Source organism: Scytonema hofmannii PCC 7110, from assembly GCF_000346485.2.
GTDB lineage: Bacteria > Cyanobacteriota > Cyanobacteriia > Cyanobacteriales > Nostocaceae > Scytonema > Scytonema hofmannii.
Genome location: NZ_KQ976354.1, coordinates 1179643 through 1195398, shown reverse-complemented (window position 1 = coordinate 1195398; position 15756 = coordinate 1179643). Strand labels below are relative to the sequence as shown.

The following is a 15756-nucleotide window of genomic DNA, read 5'->3' as shown; positions in this document are numbered from 1 at the left end:
GTTTGGTACTTTTTATCAAATCTTAAAATAGAGATGTGTAGGTTAGGGTTCGCGCTTCTCTCAACCCAACCACGCGGTTTGGAATATTTTGGTTGAGCTATTTACTCTAAGTTATCAATTCCAAGAGAACGCAATCTTTGAGCTAACCTTTCAGATCGTTGGCGTTCTTGTTCTAATGCTGATTGAGCTTGCAAAGCTGCTTCTTCAGGTGTCGGAACTAAATCGCCTTCAGCAGTAAAATAGCGCAGTTTTTCCGACTCAATATCCAGATACAATTCTAACTCCTCACTCCAACGCCAACCCGTTTCATTAAGTGCTATCTCTTGATATTGACTACCTATAAGTCGAATAGATGTGTTAATTCTGGCGAAAACCAGAAATACTCAGATGTGTGAAAATATTTCAGTACCTACAACGGCAGGGACTTGCTTATTGTATTCAGAACCTGGAACCTGAGTTTGTTGCTTTACAATTGATAACCCAAAGTTAATAGCACTGTACCCTCTATACTGGTTAATGTCTCATTTGTAAGATCGCCTAGTTTTCTCTGCAATCTACTTATATCAATCACTCGTAATTGATAACACAAAGCTACTGATTCTCGATCTAAACCTCCTTCACCACTAGGGATTAACAGACAGGTTGGTAAAGAGGCTCGACGCAAATTGCTTGTTAACGGTATAGTGATAACAGTGGTGGAAAATTGAGAAACAACATCGTTTTGGAAGATAATTACAGGTCGAGTACCTCCCTGTTCAGAACCTCTGGTAGGATTTAAATCTGCTAGCCACACCTCACCTCGTTTGATAGTCATTTTAGATCTTCTTGTCTGAGTAATTCAGCGTATTCGTCTAATCCTTCTTCAGCAAGTCTCTTATCTTCCTCAGCAAATTCCCTATAAAGATCTGCCATCTGTGTTTGATCGATTTTCCAACTAGCTCCACGACTCCGAAATTTGAGAAACGCTAGAAAATCAGCAACTTCTTTGAGTCGCTCTTCATCCAGGGTTTCTAATTCTTGAACAACTAATTCTTTAAGAGTAAGCATATTTGTCTTTGTATAGGTGGTATCCATCATCTTTGTTTGTTACTACTAATGAACTATGGTAGAGTGGCAACTCATTTCGTACCACAGAATGCTGTTGCAACAGTTCAGATAACTTTGGTGGCTTTTTCAAAAATATTTCTAGGAGTATTTTAGTATAGCAAATTGTATTGAGTACCGACAACGTTAAGGACTTGTTTTCTATTCTCACATCTTCTTAACAAGTGGTACGATTATTTATCGAGCTTGAGTGCGAGCGTTAGTACATACTGTTGTGATGACCGTTAATTTAGAATGGAACTAAATTATGCAAGTTAGTATCGCGCCTTATTTGCTAAGTACATATAAGTTTGTAAACCCACACGACTACCCGGATTTCTCACAAGCATTGTGCCATTTTAGATTTTGTCCAAAGTCCAATCCTATACCCATACCCGTATCCAAATTAATTAGCGATCGCTTGAGATCGGAGAAAACGAAGATCGCTGTTCTCCACACTACCAGGAAATGGGGAAGCCTTCTAGAAGTAGAATCAGATTGAGCAAGAATTTCCCATGTCTATCTCACTCGTGCATAAGTTGATTTTTCTTGCACTTAATAAAAGATGTTGGGCAGCAAATAAGTCTGACTCACATAATCAGATTTTTGTAAAGTCTGTCGGCGGAAGCAACCCAGATGGGCGAGCTTTACGTCAATGCGTAAGTCCTAGTGTGTTGGGCTGGTAGTTATTGATGGATTCATAAAGGTTTTTCACTCTGAAAATCCCCTCAATTTATTGATGGGGATACAACTTCCTTCTTCCTTCTTTCTCCTTACGAGCGTTAAGGAGATTTTAAGTCTGAAATTATTAAAAGATTTGCAGCAAAAAAAAAGAGTAAACGCAAAACAACTCAACTACAAGAAATTGGTATTGGTGAAAACGATCTTTGGATTGCTGCTACAGCTTTATGTCATTCATTAATTCTTGTTACATCAGATAGTGATTTTCAAAGAATGCGTCAAGTGAGAGAATTTCCTGTAGAGAGTTGGATTTAACACTCTTGAGGATGAAAACTTTTAGGTTGACAGTGATTTGGCATATTAAGTTTATTGACTTTGTTGTTCTGGTAACTCACCAAATAAATTACTATACTGAGCTAGCAATTCTTCAGATGTCTGATACCGAGTTCCCTGGCGAATCCGGCATTGAGTACCAGTATTTTTATAAATTAGCAAGTCCAAATTTTCAGGGAGAGCAATGCAGATACAATTATGCAAGCGTTGGGCTTAACCAACATCTGTCTATCGTACAATGCTTTGTTAATTAAATGTTGGGTTTCGTTCCTCAACCCAACCTACCTGTGATTAAATTAATAAATGTATCTGAGAACCTTGTTGAGTTTTACTGACCTCAATTCGAGCTTGGAAAGCTTCTTTAAGGTGGGGCATATGAGTGACAGTTAAGATACAAGCGAAATCAGAAGCGATCGCATTAATCGATGCAATCAGGCGATCGCATCCCTCAGAATCCTGCGTACCAAACCCTTCATCCACAATCAGCAATTGCAATGAAGCCCCAGCCCGTTGCGCCAGTAATTTTGCTAAAGCTAAACGGATAGCAAAATTAATTCTAAACGCTTCTCCACCCGAATAAGTTTCATAAGCTCGCGTTCCTTGTGCATCCGCAATCAAAATATCCAAAGTATCTATCAGCTTGACATTTTTCTTTGTCGATTTTCCACTGCGTCCAGCTCTCTGTGTCACAAATTGAACGTGCAACTGGTTAGCACTCAATCGCGAGAGCAATTGATTTGTCTCAGCTTCTAATTGAGGCAAAACATTCTCAATCATCAATGCTTGGATACCATTTTTACCAAATGCTTGCGCTAATTCCTGATAAATACGATATTGCTGTTTTGTTTCTTGCAATTGCTGCTGCTGTTGTTCGTACTGAAGTTGTAGCGCTTCAAGTTGGTGGGCTAACTGTTGCAGTCGTCCCAAATGCGAAAGTTGTTCGTCAAGCTGACGCCTGCGGGATGCTAATTGCTGCTCTAACTCTTGAATTTGGGCTGTTGGGTTTGCTGTTTCTTGCAATTGGTGAACAATACTTTCTATTTCGGTATAAAGTTTTTGCCGCTCAGCCAATCTCCCTTGTAAAGCCACCTCGAACTCTTGGAGTCTCGCGTGAAGTTGAGGGTACTGCTGCTGTGCGCCTAAGAGATGCTGATACTGTAATTGCCAAGACTGCGTTTTGCGTACTGCTGAGCGAACCTGGTTATGCCGATCTGTATCATAGCCAATTTCAGCAATGTACTTTTCAAGAGCAGCGATTTGTTTAGCACACTCAGAGTCTGTTGCTTCTTGCTGAACTCTAGCTTGCAACCCTTGCATTTGTCCTTGAATTTCCGGTTTTCGTAACTGTATTTGAGCTTGGCGCTTGGCTGCATCTTTCATCTGACTGAGCCTAATTTCTGCCCACCGCCATCGTTCTACTTCGTTACGCGCAAGCGCATGATCCTGTTCGCTATAGTTAAGTTGTTGTAAGTATTGCTCCAATTGCTGCAATTCGGCTTGTAAATCGTGAGCGTAATCACCTATTTGTAACGCTTGCTCTAGTTGCTGCTTCTCAACAACTATTTGTTGTAGCTGTTGTTCGACATCACTTGTTGCTTGCAATTGTGCTGCTAATTGCCCTCTTTGTTCGCGTAAAGTATCGTAAGGAGACAATTGTTGTGATATATCCCGGTATTCCTGCCTGAGAACTTGGATTTCTCTATCTGATACAGCCATTCGTTCTCGGACTATCCACAATTCATCCTCAGCATCTTTGTACTCAATTTTGGTTTTATCGACTACACGATTCCAATGATGTTCATCCAAAGGACGCTCGCACAAAGGACAAAGAGCATTGGGGGTTTGGAGCATTTGCAGTTTTTGCTGTAGTTCTCCCAAAAGTCTTTCATGATCTCGTTGGTGAGCTTGCAGGCGTTCTATCAGGTGGCGTCTCTCCTGTCCTTTCTCCTGCACTCTTTGCAAATAAACTCGCTTTTTTTCTAACTGCTCAATTTGAATCGCGACTTCCATCACTGCTTGTTGCAGTTGCGGCTGTCGCTGTGAGGCTCGTTGCAATTGGTTTTCCGTCGATCCTAGTTGTTCGAGTCGAGCCACTAACCCAGCATGTGCTCGATCTAGTTGGGTTTGCAAGGAAGTCCGCTTTTGTAGCAGAGGAGACACCTGTAGTTGCAGTTGATCGAGTTGAGCGAGACGGTTGCGTGCAGCACTCAGTTGTGCTAATGCCCCTTCTACTTCATCTGATTTCCCAAGAATTTGTTGCAGATCTTGCTCTTGTTGCTGCAAAGCTGCGAGTTGCGCCTCACTGTGTTGCAGTTGGCGTTCAAGTTCGTGAATTTGTTTTGTCAGTTGCTGCTGGTTCTTTTGACGTGCTTGTTGGGCGCGAGTATATTCTTCAAATCTTGCACCCATCCCTTCTTCTTGAGATTGTAAATTTTGGTACTCAGCATACCCAGCTTTAATCTCAGCTTCTTGACTCAATAACTTTTCTAAGACGGATAACTGACCGCTAATAGCTGCACGGTCTTGTTGAAGGCGATCGCAATCCTGGGTTAGATTTTGGTATTGTTGCCTGACAAAGTTAAGCTGTTGTTCTTTGTTTTGCCTCTGGTGTTGAACAACCTGCAAACTTTGCAATTGAATGGTATCAAATGCTTGGACTTGCTGCAGTTGGTTAATATCAGCTTCCAATTCTGTTTGTTTTTGGACTATAGCCTCACGAGAAAGCAGTTGATTTTTCAGGGACTCCAAACAACGTTCTAATTCCTCAGTCCGTGCTTTAAACTGACGCGATAGGTCTTTTGCCCGTTCTTCTAATTCATCATATTGATTGAGTTTTAATAACTCTGCCAGTATCTCTTTACGTTCGTTAGGTCGTTTGAGCATAAATTCATCAGCACGACCCTGCCGGAGATAAGCTGAGTTAATAAAAGTATCGTAATCTAGCTTAATATGTTCTAAAATGATATCCTGTGTTGCCCTTAAGCCTTTACCAGTCAACGGGCGAAAGCCATTTGGTGTTTCTATTTGAAACTCCAAGCCACTGTTTCCACCACGCTGTCGGGTACGAATCACGCGATAATTTTGCTGGTTGGTTTCAAAGATAAAATCAACCCTAACGTCTTTAGACCCTGTGTGGATAACATCATCTTCAGATACAGCTCTGCTTTCACCCCAAATTGCCCAGGTGATAGCTTCGAGGAGGGAAGATTTTCCAGCACCATTAGAACCACAAATACACGCCGTATGTAACCCGCGAAAATCTAGAATGGCATCGCGGTAACTAAGAAAGTTTTTAAGTGTAAGTTGTCTTGGAATCATTTAGGCTTCAGCGCGACACCTTATTTTAAAGAAGTGAGCAGTACAGATGCTCTCTTTGTTAGTTTAACTAGGTTCCTATCATGTTTCTAGTCTCTAATAGAGCAAATTTATAAATGTTAACAATATTATGAGTCAGTTTTTTCGAGCGGGCAAAACCTTTTTGCCATCTTGATGGAATTATTTATAGAAATCCCAAATCATTTGTGAAAAGTGAGATACCCGACTTCTTTGAGAAGTCGGGTATCTGGATACTCTTTAAACAAGAGGTATTATTCTGCAAGTACTTCTAGATGAAGGGATAAAATGAAAGAATGGGATCGCACAAAGGAGAAAAGTTGGGCAATTTTCTGGCAAAATAGCTCATGACTCGAAGTCGCAGCTATACAAACGAATGTCAATTGGCTTTGGTAATTGTACAGTAAAGCGCAATGACCTAGAGACAAAACTTGCTAGTGAAGTAAATATAACAACCAAATGCACTCTTAATTTATGCCCCTGCCAGTCCTGACAATCTGATTAATCAATTCTTCTGTTAACTTTGCTTGGCAAGAAGAAAACCAATGTTCTACATCCGATTCTTTCTCTTCAGGAATATCAAAATGTAGAGTGATATCGTCACTATCGGCGATTCGTACCTTGCCGGACAATTTCAGATGCTCGTTCCCCATTACAGCAACAACTTCAAAGGGAACGGTTATAATCATCGGGTCGCGATCGCTTTTAAATGGTATTGGGTAACCTCGTTCCATTGCTGTTTTATACGCTAAAGCTGCGTCACCTAGCACAATATCTAGCGGATTTCGTGTAAGTTTTAGGTTTTTGAAGGTATATTTCTTAGCCATAAGGAAGATTATGCTAGTATATTGACAATTATGCTTCAGATGGGTGGCATTTTTCCTTTGAGTCTCTTTTTTAAGAAGTATCGACGATGACCAGTCGGAAAATTCTCTAACTCTCCAAACACTTCGTATCCTAAATGTTTATAAAACTCAGGAGCCTGGAAGCTGTAAGTAAATACATACGCATTAAAGCAGCCATGTCTAAAAGCCTCTTGCTCTGCTGCTAATAGAAGCGCTCTTCCATATCCATAACCTCTTAACTCCTCTGCAATCCAAAGCGTGCCGATATTAAGCCATCCTAAGCCCATAAAACAGTCTAAGCCACCTACCACTTTTTGCTCTGAATCACGAACAAACAGAAACAGTGGCGTATATTGATAGTCTCCGATCTTGCCTACATTAAACTCATGAAGTTGCTTGTCTACAAAGTCAACTTGTTTAGAGTCTGGCTGAATTTCAATTGATATTTTGTACTCAGGCATCTGAATTTTTGTTGAACGCCATAATTAATGGTAATCATAGTATATTGTGTACCAAATGTTTCACAATTACTTACAGTTCTACAAGACAGCACAAATGTTCTAAACTACAGATCGCATCTTCAAGATTAAAGTATTTAGTTATGGTGATTGCAGTGTTGAATAATGACTTACCACCGATTTTTACGAATACACCAGAGGAGATCGTTCCTGCTCAACTCATTGCTGAATTTCCAGTGAATACATTTCTGGAGAATATCATCGTTGATACAGAGGGTAATCTCTCGATCGCCAGTTATGAGGAAGGTAAAATTTATCGAGTCACAACAACGGGGGACATCACCGAAGTCATAAACCTAAAAGGTAATGCCGCAGGAATTGTTATCGATCGTCAAGGTAATCTACTGGTTGCAGGGGCAACGAACGATAAAGTAGCAACTGTTTTTTCCATAGATCGTAATGGCACAGTTCAATCAATCATCACTATCCCTGATGCCATTTTTCTAAATGGGATGGTTCCCTTAACAGAGAACCGTTATTTGATAGCAGATTCCTATAAAGGTGCGATTTGGGAAATAGATGCTATCGAGAGAATAGCTCGTGTTTGGCTTGAACATGACTTATTAGCGCGATCCAATTCCAATCATCCCTTTCCTGCAGTCAATGGCTTAAAGATTTACAATAGCACGTTGTATGCCTCAAACACCCAGCGACAGCATCTCATCCGAATTCCAATTAATAGTGATTACACACCAGGTTCTCCCGATCTGTTTCTCACGAACGTCAACCTGGATGACTTTGCCTTTGATATGCAAGGTAATCTCTACGCAACCACTCACGTCTATAACAGTGTGGTGCGAATTTCACCAGATGGTCTCCTGACGACGATCGCCAAAACCGAGCAAGGTGTGACTGGCAGTACAGCTTTAGCATTTGGTCGAAAGGCGGGCGATCGTGCGAGTATTTACGTTGTTACTAACGGGGGTATGTCACTACCGCTATCCACTGGATTAGAACCTGCCAAAGTTGTTCGTTTAGAAGTAGGCATAGAAGGACTGGTCAAATAATATGTGGTTTGCAATTTATTGAGCCACTTTGCGGTCTAAAGACACACAGAATCAGGCAGTTAGCTATTACCTTTTTTGTACCAGCCGAATAAAACTTATGGCGATTAAAACCATCACTAGGAACAGTTTCATATAAATTACGTCATCTACGTCTTGCGTTACTGTTCACTTCTACAATTTAACGTTACAAAAAGAATAACGTGGAACAATTGCACATTCTTCTCGCGTCATAGTCAATGAACCCTCGGAATACGCCTAGAGATAGGTTGGAAAAAAGTCAGAAACAATCTCAGTGACAGCACGTCAGAAAAACTAACAAGACACGACAGGACCCTGCTTTATGACTCGTTTTATTCATTGGAAATCTGGAGCCGCTGCAATGATGGCAATGGCTATTACGACAGGTACTATTACACCTATGTTAGCTTTGGCTCCTGCTAACGCACAAGTAATACGCGAACAATCTCGATACGTTTCCATTCCTGCTGGAGTTGTCATTCCTACCACCTACGAAAAAGAGAAAATTTTGGTCACTCCTGACGAGAAAGCACCAATCACTCTTAAGGTAGCAAGAAATATTGTCGATCGCTCTGGTAGGGTCTTAATTCCTGAAGGAACTGATATTGTTGGACAAATGCAACCAGCAAGCAGAAGGGATCTAAAAGGTAGCCGATTTGAAGCACAAGAGTTAGTTTTCCCAAACGGCGATCGCCAAACCGTAAACGCAACTTCTCAAGTGGTGACTAGAACGGAAAAAATCAAAAAAGGAGCCAAGACAGGCGACATTGTCAAAGATGCTGCTATCGGCGCAGGTGCAGCCAGCGTCATTTCACTGCTCACAGGTAACCGCCGAATTGAAGCGTTAGAACCTATTATTGGTGCAGGTGCGGGTGCTGTAGCCAGTATTTTATTGCGGAAGAAGGAAGCTGACGTTGTTGTTGTTGAACCCCAAGAAGGAGATTTAGATCTGACACTGCGCTCTAATTTGCAATTATCTCGCAGCAACAACCAATACAACAACAACTACTAGACTTAAATCTATTTAAGTCCGTGAATGTCATCATCAGAAATGCGATCGCACTCAAAGTAGAGGTTTGCGATCGCTTGACTTTTTTATACTAATTTTTACAAATTTCCGTACTTATACTCAGACGAAGTTGCTTTCGCTTGATTTATACTGAAATCGCAATGAACAGTGAACAGTGACCAGTGGCTAGGTTATCCTCTGTCCTGTAAAAATATTGAAGGGTAGGCATTACCGCAGACAATGTGAGACAAAAGCTAGTAACTAAAGGAAAGCTATTCTCTTACAGAGTCTGGGAATCAAGAAGGTTATCTTACAGCAGTTTTCACTTAAATGAACCACATCGTTGGTAGGAGCGCAATGCCTTGCGCCCCTACACCTGTGGTCTATTTACCTGAAAATGGCTGTAAGTGCGTGTATTTCTTAAAAGTCAAAAATAATTGTAGTAAAGTGTCTACGTATTTTTTTTGGATTTTTATGCAACTATTTTGTCAGTGTAGCGTCTTGGTAATTAACTGATTAAAAACAGTAAATAGTTATCAGTAAATAACAAAAAAATGGGTGAAAAATTATCAGTATATTCTACCAAATTAACAAATATTAACTAATAACTGATAACTAAAATTTGGAACTTTTCAACTCAAAAAATGTCTAATCAACTAACAGAAAAAACAAAAATGTTGGGGAGCAAGAATAAAATGTTTGGTCATACTCGTTGGCAAGCTGGATGTGCTGCATTCATGACATTAGGTATTACAGCAGGCACAATCGCACCTTTAATTACACCTACAGCCTCTTTCGCTCAAACAAGCTTTTCAGACGTTTCATCTAACTACTGGGCATCACAGTTCATTCAAGATCTGGCACAGCGCGGCGTCATTGCTGGATTTCCTGATGGTACTTTCCGCCCAGATCAGGCAGTCACACGCGCTCAATTTGCAGCCATGATCCGCAAAGCTTTTTCAAAATCAGCAGAGCGGCAAGCCGTCAGATTTTACGACGTGCCAAGCAATTACTGGGCATACATGGCAATTAATGAAGCCTATACAACAGGTTTCTTATCTGGTTATCCCGGCAATCGTTTTGAGCCTAATCAAAATATTCCCCGCCAGCAGGTATTAGTTTCTTTAGCGAACGGTCTGGACTATGTCGCTAACAATAGCACTGAAAGCACCTTGCAGTACTACAACGACGCCTACGATATTTCTAGCTATGCTCGAACTCCTGTTGCTGCTGCGACTGAGAAGCGCCTCGTAGTTAACTATCCCAACGTGAAGTCCCTACAACCCCAAGCAGTAGCAACACGAGCACAGGTAGCAGCCTTTATCTATCAAGCGCTGGTCAGCACCGGTCAAGTTTCAGCCATTAACTCGCCCTATATCGTAGCGGCTGGTGACACAACCCCACCCAAACCCATAGCAGTTACCATTCCTGAAGGAACTGTTATTCCTGTGAAATACGACAAGGCTGAAAAAATTCTTGTTACCAAGGACGAAACAGCACCTTTAACCCTCACTGTTGGGCAAAACGTAGTTACTGATAGAGGAACTTTAGTCATTCCTGCTGGTAGCCAAGTTGTAGGTAAACTCAAACCAGCGAAAAATGGTTCTCAATTCACAGCTGAAAAACTTGTTCTTACCAACGGTCAAGAATATCAATTGAGCGCAACTTCTGAGGTGATTAGTAAGACTGAAACTATCAAGAAAGGGACTAGCGCAACAGCAGTTGTGAAAAATGCAGCCCTCGGTGCGGGTGCAGCCGCCGCAGTATCAGCCGTAACTGGCGATCGCGCTATTGCTACGGAAGAGGTTCTAGGTGGTGCAGCAATTGGTGGATTGCTCGGTCTATTCTTTGGTAAGAAGAGTGTTGACTTGGTTGTTATTGACCCAGACACCGACCTACAAATGACTGTAGAAAGAAATTTGCAGATTTCACTTAGATAGTGGTCACTGGTCACTGGTCACTGGTCACTGCTTACTGGTAACCAAACAATAACAGTAGTTCCACGTGCATTAAGGGATGTAATAGCGGAGTTTAACGCAGGGCTGAAAACTTGGATTTCGCCCTGCATTTGTTCTATGAGTTGTTTGGCAATAGATAATCCCAATCCTGTCCCAGGAATTTGAGTCTGGGCTTGTACTCCTCGGTAATGCCTTTCGCCAAGACGTTCCAAATCTTGGGGTGGAATACCGGGACCTGTATCACTAATGGCAATTCCTTGAAATGATGGTTTTTCTTGCCCTGCTTGGATCAAAATCTTGCCATCAGTAGGAGTGTACTTCAGGGCGTTATCAATGATATTGCTTAATACTTCTTCTAATAACTTGCGGTTAACACGCACTAGAGGTAAATAAGGAGGAATTTCTACTACCAATTGTAAATTTTTTTCTTGAGCAATTGCACTAGCAGAAACTAATAATGATTCTAAAATATCCTCTATTGAACAATCTGTTTCTTTCTCTCCCGTACCGGGTAGCAACAGTGGCGCTTTTGACTCTTTTTGCAAGTTGGCTTCGACATACACTTGTTTTGAGGGTAACGTCACCAGCCCCAAATCTTCTGCTGTGAGATCGATAACTTCATCAAACTTTTGTAACAATTCTTTAAGGCGATCGCTCTCTCGCACTATACTACTTGCCACTTTTTGGTTAGCATCCCCCGGACGCAATCGCTTGAGAAGCAGTTTGCCAAAAGTTCGCAATGCAGTTAATGGATTGCGGAGCTGGTGGAGTAAATTATCTAGCAAATCCTGCTGCTTTTCTTGCAGAATTTGCTGTTGGTGTAACTGCTCCTCCAACCATGCCCTCTGTCGATCTATGACACAAGCCAGTGATAGTGTTTGAGCGATTCGCTCAATTTCACCCCTTTCCTGCTCATTCCATTCCCGATCTTCCCTAACTGTCACTAGCAGCCCTAACATCATATCCTGACTAATCAGAGGTAAGACAATTTGATCGCCGCCTATAAAGTATTCTTCTGAGGAATGAGACTCCGATGCTTCCGTTGTTGCCGTTTCTCGTGTGGTAGCTGAAAATTCTTCTGCCGCTTTCAATAACTTCTGATTCTTTTTGGTTTCTCTCAATCTCCGGATATTGCCCGTAGAAGAATGGGGGATTCTTTCCATGACAGTCAAGGCTGAACTATATGAAACCTTATCGGGGATTGAAATAGACATAGGCAACACTAAAGCATTATCTTGTTGCCGATCCACTGCTGTCTCTGGGTAAAACACCACTGGAATTAGCTTTGCCTCTGGTGACGTCGAAGCCTCTACCAATTCTTGTGTTAAATAAACTACACTCAATGATGCCTCCAGCCCTTGGGCTAACAGTGCCATCTGCTCTCGGCATAGAGCAACAAACTCAGAACTGGTAGACATTGACATTTTTTTGGTTAGGGGTTAGTAGTTAGTGGTTAGTGGCTAGTAGGGGTGTAATGCCTTGCGCCCCTACAGTGTTAGGGGTTATGGTAAGAAAAAGTACCGGAAAAAACCTTTCTTTAACAAAGCTTAACTCAATCTCACCTGTCTTGGCTCGTTCTAAGGGGGTACACTTTATACTGACTGTATTTTTCCTGTTGCTAGCGAAATTATCTTTCTTGTATCAAAAGGTTAATAACTCTTGAAATTTTGAACTAGAACTTTTATAATTACGACGGATTTTGTAGCTATCACTACAATAATCTATAGCTTTCAAGAGGAGGAAAGAAGGTTGGCAAGGAGAAGAAAAAGGAAGAGCCGTCGTCGTCAAGAAGGACGACGAATTTTGGAGCACGTGCCTCAATATAGCATCGAAAGCGGCGAAGAAAAACCTGTGACAGCAGCGAGAAGGTTCATTCAAGCTGAGGGAATCTTGCCACCTGCGTTGCTACTCGTAAAGCGAAACGAACACACCACAGACCGTTACTTCTGGGCTGAGAAAGGTCTGTTTGGTGCTCAGTATGTTGAAGAAAATCACTTCTTATTTCCCAGCCTGAGAACGTTAGAACCTTCTCCAGGTCAAGAACCAGTAGCTGTTGCCAGTCGCTGAACCATCAATGGCTATCATAGGATTTGAGTTGGACTCATGACAACCATTAACTGGCAAAAATGCTGGGTATATTCAAAAGTTTCATGTTTTTTTAAGGATATGGCTCATTTGCCAGTGAGGAGCAAGCCTAATTTGGACAATCAACTCCAATCAAACTATCTGTTTGCGTAAAGAGTTGATTCTGCGTGCAAGAGCAGATGAGAGAGGAAGATGAGCGACTCTGTATCTCAGCAGACCACAGATTGTACTCTTTCCGAGCAATGTAACTTCTCTCGACAGTATGCAGGGAGAATGTTTGACAAAGAGAACGTTTTATCTCCTCTCTCAAGTTCTTTTTTTTATGAGGTTGTCACAAGTCCGTCTCTCAGTCTTTAGAGATAGTCAGTGGTGTACAGCTATGACTTGCAATTTTTTAAGCTTAATGCCCGTTGAAGCTCAATGAGTTCGTCTCGATGAGCTATCACAGTGATTTTACTTGGGAAGTGTTCGTTGCTCTTGGTCTGTTCCAATTTCAACGAAACCTTCTCAAGTTTTTTGGCTTTTTTCCAGTAAAAAGTACCGCTCAAAGGTGAAAGCAGTACCATTCCTAGAAAAACTCGGTTGAGGTTGGGGAATAGAAAAGATAAGACTAGCGATAGGCAAAGAATACCTGTGGCAGCTAACAGGGTTAAAAATATAGCTAGAAACCAGCTAGGTCTAACGTAACCTTCAAAAGTCACTTGGTTGTGTTCTGGGTCTACCGCTGCCACTCGGTAAGACCGTGATTGAAAGTAATCCCTTAATAAAGGCATTAAAGTAGTTTCATCTTGCTCTGAAACCAGTTGAGCTGTTTCCATACGGTCTTTGGTCGAGGCTCGAATAAAGAAAAACAGCCCGACAGACAATAGTAACGTCAACAGAAACGTGGATGGCAGAATGGCAGTATCCATAAATCAGTAATTGTTACTTTTAAGTTGGAGGGGACTTATTCATTATCAAGTAACTAAGCGCAAGTCACATAACATCAGTATTTTTTGTGATTAGTACTACTTATGTACGGACGCAATGCTTTGCGCCCCTACTAACCACTAACTACTAACTACTAACGAGTTGATTTGTCCTCTCATGCACGTATTCGTGCCATAAACGACCTAAACTCGCAGCTTGCGATTGCCATTCTGGCGAAACTTGATACATTCTCCTTGGACGACCGCGTCCTTCAAGTTTCTTCCAATATCCATTGATTGCCTTCTGGTCTTCGAGAAACTTAATTGCACTGTAAAGTACAGTATCAGAAAGCCTGTAGGTCGGATATTCGGTTTCTAGCCGTTGGATTAACTCTGTTCCGTAGGATTCTCCTTGTAGTAAAACGTACAAGATGTAGCAAATAGCTAATTCTTGACAGAGATACGTTGGCGGAGGATTTTCAAAGAATTTATATATATCCTCAAGTTTCATGGTTAGTAAATGGCTAAAAAATGCCTAAGGGTCAAGCTTCTAATCCCACATGGGTGTCCGAGATGCTACCCAAAAACTTTAAGAATATTGTGGTACTTAGGCTGTAATACCAAAGAACAAAAAGTGATAAGTCGTAGGATAGATGCGCCATTTCTAGGGGTATACATACAGATGGACACCCCTACCCAAGCTTTTGGCGTTTTGTTGAGGAGCTATGAGACAACAGCATAGCTGCTGCCCTCGATTTAGGTTGATGCAGATGGCGTAAAAACTGCTTAAGCATAAAATACCGCCTAAGCAATTTTAAAGGGAAAATGCATTTTTGATGAACAACTTAATCAAAACTTTGTCGGACAGTAATTATCCCAGGGTAATGCTAAAGATTAGATATAGTTTTCAGTAAAGAAGGTTGACAAACAGTAGATACACTTAAGCAGGTTTCGGATAAGCAATCTCTCTATATAGTTATTCTACAAAAATATCAGGCTGACGGAGATCCCAGGCAAGCCTACATTAGTAACTTTGATGCCCAAAAAGCACGATTTTCTGAAGAAACCGTGCTTCTTTCTTAGCAAGTTTTACCCCGAACTATGTCCTCTTAGTTCTTAATTTGTCAGAAGATGAATGGAAGTATTGTCCAATACTGACAAAGCAACTGCTTGAGTTCTAAAAAACAAAGCAGTGCCCTAAGTTTTTTGAAATATTAATTTTTACTGTAACATAGGATAATCAGCAATTAACATTTTTCTTTTCAGAAAAAGGTGGGAAGTTAGGGAAATGCCTTGCCATCCCTTCATAATGGTTTGAATATCTGGGTATAACTACTGGGTAAAGTTCATGTTAAATTGAACAAGCGCCCAGGATATTGGTGATTTTAAGTATGTCAGACGCCTCTGGAATCCGGGCGATCGCCCAAGCGCTTCGCCTGACAGGTTGGATTAGCTTTTGGACCCAGTTAGTACTAGGCATTGTCTCTGGGGGGATTTTGCTAAGTGCAATTGTTTTTAGCAGGGGAGGCAGCAACAGTAACAATCCAGGAACTGGATTTGGTGCTTTTTTTGCAGTGGCTGGACTCATTGCCTTAGGTGTGGGAATTTATTTAGCATTCCGTTACACTAGAATTGGCAGGGGATTGGACTCTTCCAACGCTAACAACCGTCCTCGAAAAACTGAAACCGTTCAAGTCTTACAGTTTGCACTAGTGGTGCATCTAGCAGGAATGCTGCTGACTCTTTTAGGAGCGCAAGCGATCGCTGGTACACTGATCGTTAAATCACTGACATTGCCACAACTTGGTGTTGGAGTATACACTCAAATTGACGCCAGTCGAATTATCCAACCTATCGATATTTTTGTTGTACAAGCAAATACCAACACGGTGACAGCACATTTTGCAGGACTTGTTTCTTCTATTTGGCTGCTGTACCGTCTTTCTAAACCACAATCTTAGGGAGTGGGGAGTGGGGA

17 protein-coding genes are annotated in these 15756 nt (G+C 41.4%); 6 read left to right on the top strand and 11 right to left on the bottom strand.

Annotated elements, in window-relative coordinates; all coding sequences use genetic code 11:
• Positions 1-101: 101 nt before the first annotated feature.
• The 4 genes from WA1_RS56625 to WA1_RS59415 all read right to left on the bottom strand — a co-directional run bounded on the left by WA1_RS56625 (position 102) and on the right by WA1_RS59415 (position 1542).
• Positions 102-275, bottom strand: a complete 174-nt coding sequence (locus WA1_RS56625; RefSeq protein WP_017743094.1) for a hypothetical protein — start codon at positions 273-275, stop codon at positions 102-104.
• Positions 276-466: 191 nt separating this feature from the next.
• The gene (locus WA1_RS05265; RefSeq protein WP_017743095.1) at positions 467-814 is read right to left on the bottom strand and encodes a type II toxin-antitoxin system PemK/MazF family toxin; all 348 of its coding nucleotides are present in this window, start codon (positions 812-814) and stop codon (positions 467-469) included.
• Positions 811-1047 carry a hypothetical protein gene (locus WA1_RS05260; RefSeq protein WP_026134607.1) on the bottom strand — a complete coding sequence of 79 codons (237 nt, stop codon included), beginning with the start codon at positions 1045-1047 and terminating at the stop codon, positions 811-813. The genes WA1_RS05265 and WA1_RS05260 overlap by 4 nt, the downstream gene beginning before the upstream one ends.
• A 363-nt stretch (positions 1048-1410) precedes the next feature.
• The gene (locus WA1_RS59415) at positions 1411-1542 is read right to left on the bottom strand and encodes a hypothetical protein (protein ID WP_272819072.1); all 132 of its coding nucleotides are present in this window, start codon (positions 1540-1542) and stop codon (positions 1411-1413) included.
• A gap of 345 nt (positions 1543-1887) precedes the next feature.
• Between WA1_RS59415 and WA1_RS52255 the strand changes: the two genes are divergently transcribed.
• Positions 1888-2079 carry a DUF5615 family PIN-like protein gene (locus WA1_RS52255; protein WP_081403105.1) on the top strand — a complete coding sequence of 64 codons (192 nt, stop codon included), beginning with the start codon at positions 1888-1890 and terminating at the stop codon, positions 2077-2079.
• 51 nt (positions 2080-2130) lie between these two features.
• Here WA1_RS52255 and WA1_RS59410 read toward each other — a convergent pair whose 3' ends face one another.
• From WA1_RS59410 to WA1_RS05235, 4 genes are all read right to left on the bottom strand, one after another.
• Positions 2131-2259, bottom strand: coding sequence for a hypothetical protein (locus WA1_RS59410; protein ID WP_272819071.1), 129 nt, complete (start codon positions 2257-2259; stop codon positions 2131-2133).
• Between the two features lie 129 nt (positions 2260-2388).
• Complete coding sequence (sbcC, locus tag WA1_RS05245; protein WP_017743099.1) at positions 2389-5415, bottom strand: exonuclease subunit SbcC; 3027 nt, start codon at positions 5413-5415, stop codon at positions 2389-2391.
• A gap of 482 nt (positions 5416-5897) precedes the next feature.
• A complete protein-coding gene (locus WA1_RS05240) occupies positions 5898-6257 on the bottom strand; it encodes a hypothetical protein (protein WP_017743100.1) in 360 nt (119 codons plus the stop codon).
• 35 nt (positions 6258-6292) lie between these two features.
• The gene (locus WA1_RS05235) at positions 6293-6736 is read right to left on the bottom strand and encodes a GNAT family N-acetyltransferase (protein ID WP_017743101.1); all 444 of its coding nucleotides are present in this window, start codon (positions 6734-6736) and stop codon (positions 6293-6295) included.
• Between the two features lie 140 nt (positions 6737-6876).
• Between WA1_RS05235 and WA1_RS05230 the strand changes: the two genes are divergently transcribed.
• The 3 genes from WA1_RS05230 (at position 6877) to WA1_RS05220 (ending at position 10767) form a co-directional block, all read left to right on the top strand.
• Entirely contained in the window at positions 6877-7800 is a 924-nt protein-coding gene (locus WA1_RS05230) for an SMP-30/gluconolactonase/LRE family protein (protein WP_017743102.1), read from the top strand.
• A 340-nt stretch (positions 7801-8140) separates the two neighbouring features.
• Positions 8141-8830: a hypothetical protein gene (locus WA1_RS05225; protein ID WP_017743103.1), complete on the top strand. Its 690-nt coding sequence runs from the start codon at positions 8141-8143 to the stop codon at positions 8828-8830.
• Between the two features lie 692 nt (positions 8831-9522).
• Complete coding sequence (locus WA1_RS05220; protein WP_026134608.1) at positions 9523-10767, top strand: S-layer homology domain-containing protein; 1245 nt, start codon at positions 9523-9525, stop codon at positions 10765-10767.
• Between the two features lie 17 nt (positions 10768-10784).
• Here the strand turns inward: WA1_RS05220 and WA1_RS05215 are convergent, their stop codons facing one another.
• Positions 10785-12209, bottom strand: a complete 1425-nt coding sequence (locus WA1_RS05215) for a sensor histidine kinase (RefSeq protein ID WP_026134609.1) — start codon at positions 12207-12209, stop codon at positions 10785-10787.
• Between the two features lie 325 nt (positions 12210-12534).
• Here WA1_RS05215 and WA1_RS05210 point away from each other — a divergent pair, with 325 nt between their 5' ends.
• Positions 12535-12852 (top strand): DUF3155 domain-containing protein, encoded by a 318-nt coding sequence (locus WA1_RS05210; RefSeq protein ID WP_026134610.1) that lies wholly within the window; start codon positions 12535-12537, stop codon positions 12850-12852.
• 395 nt (positions 12853-13247) lie between these two features.
• Here the strand turns inward: WA1_RS05210 and WA1_RS05205 are convergent, their stop codons facing one another.
• Positions 13248-13781, bottom strand: coding sequence for a cofactor assembly of complex C subunit B (locus WA1_RS05205; RefSeq protein ID WP_026134611.1), 534 nt, complete (start codon positions 13779-13781; stop codon positions 13248-13250).
• Between the two features lie 145 nt (positions 13782-13926).
• Positions 13927-14289, bottom strand: a complete 363-nt coding sequence (locus WA1_RS05200; RefSeq protein ID WP_017743108.1) for a PadR family transcriptional regulator — start codon at positions 14287-14289, stop codon at positions 13927-13929.
• 880 nt (positions 14290-15169) lie between these two features.
• Here WA1_RS05200 and WA1_RS05195 point away from each other — a divergent pair.
• The gene (locus tag WA1_RS05195; protein WP_017743109.1) at positions 15170-15739 is read left to right on the top strand and encodes a DUF3611 family protein; all 570 of its coding nucleotides are present in this window, start codon (positions 15170-15172) and stop codon (positions 15737-15739) included.
• Positions 15740-15756 lie beyond the last annotated feature (17 nt).

Bases quoted from the DNA above. Each gene is read 5' to 3' on its own strand.
- WA1_RS05195 (WP_017743109.1), top strand. From the start codon at position 15,170: ATGTCAGACGCCTCTGGAATCCGGGCGATCGCCCAAGCGCTTCGCCTG.
- WA1_RS05260 (WP_026134607.1), bottom strand. From the start codon at position 1,047: ATGCTTACTCTTAAAGAATTAGTTGTTCAAGAATTAGAAACCCTGGAT.
- WA1_RS05215 (WP_026134609.1), bottom strand. From the start codon at position 12,209: ATGTCAATGTCTACCAGTTCTGAGTTTGTTGCTCTATGCCGAGAGCAG.
- WA1_RS05205 (WP_026134611.1), bottom strand. From the start codon at position 13,781: ATGGATACTGCCATTCTGCCATCCACGTTTCTGTTGACGTTACTATTG.
- sbcC (WP_017743099.1), bottom strand. From the start codon at position 5,415: ATGATTCCAAGACAACTTACACTTAAAAACTTTCTTAGTTACCGCGAT.
- WA1_RS05265 (WP_017743095.1), bottom strand. From the start codon at position 814: ATGACTATCAAACGAGGTGAGGTGTGGCTAGCAGATTTAAATCCTACC.
- WA1_RS05230 (WP_017743102.1), top strand. From the start codon at position 6,877: ATGGTGATTGCAGTGTTGAATAATGACTTACCACCGATTTTTACGAAT.
- WA1_RS05235 (WP_017743101.1), bottom strand. From the start codon at position 6,736: ATGCCTGAGTACAAAATATCAATTGAAATTCAGCCAGACTCTAAACAA.
- WA1_RS05200 (WP_017743108.1), bottom strand. From the start codon at position 14,289: ATGAAACTTGAGGATATATATAAATTCTTTGAAAATCCTCCGCCAACG.
- WA1_RS05220 (WP_026134608.1), top strand. From the start codon at position 9,523: ATGTTTGGTCATACTCGTTGGCAAGCTGGATGTGCTGCATTCATGACA.
- WA1_RS05240 (WP_017743100.1), bottom strand. From the start codon at position 6,257: ATGGCTAAGAAATATACCTTCAAAAACCTAAAACTTACACGAAATCCG.
- WA1_RS05225 (WP_017743103.1), top strand. From the start codon at position 8,141: ATGACTCGTTTTATTCATTGGAAATCTGGAGCCGCTGCAATGATGGCA.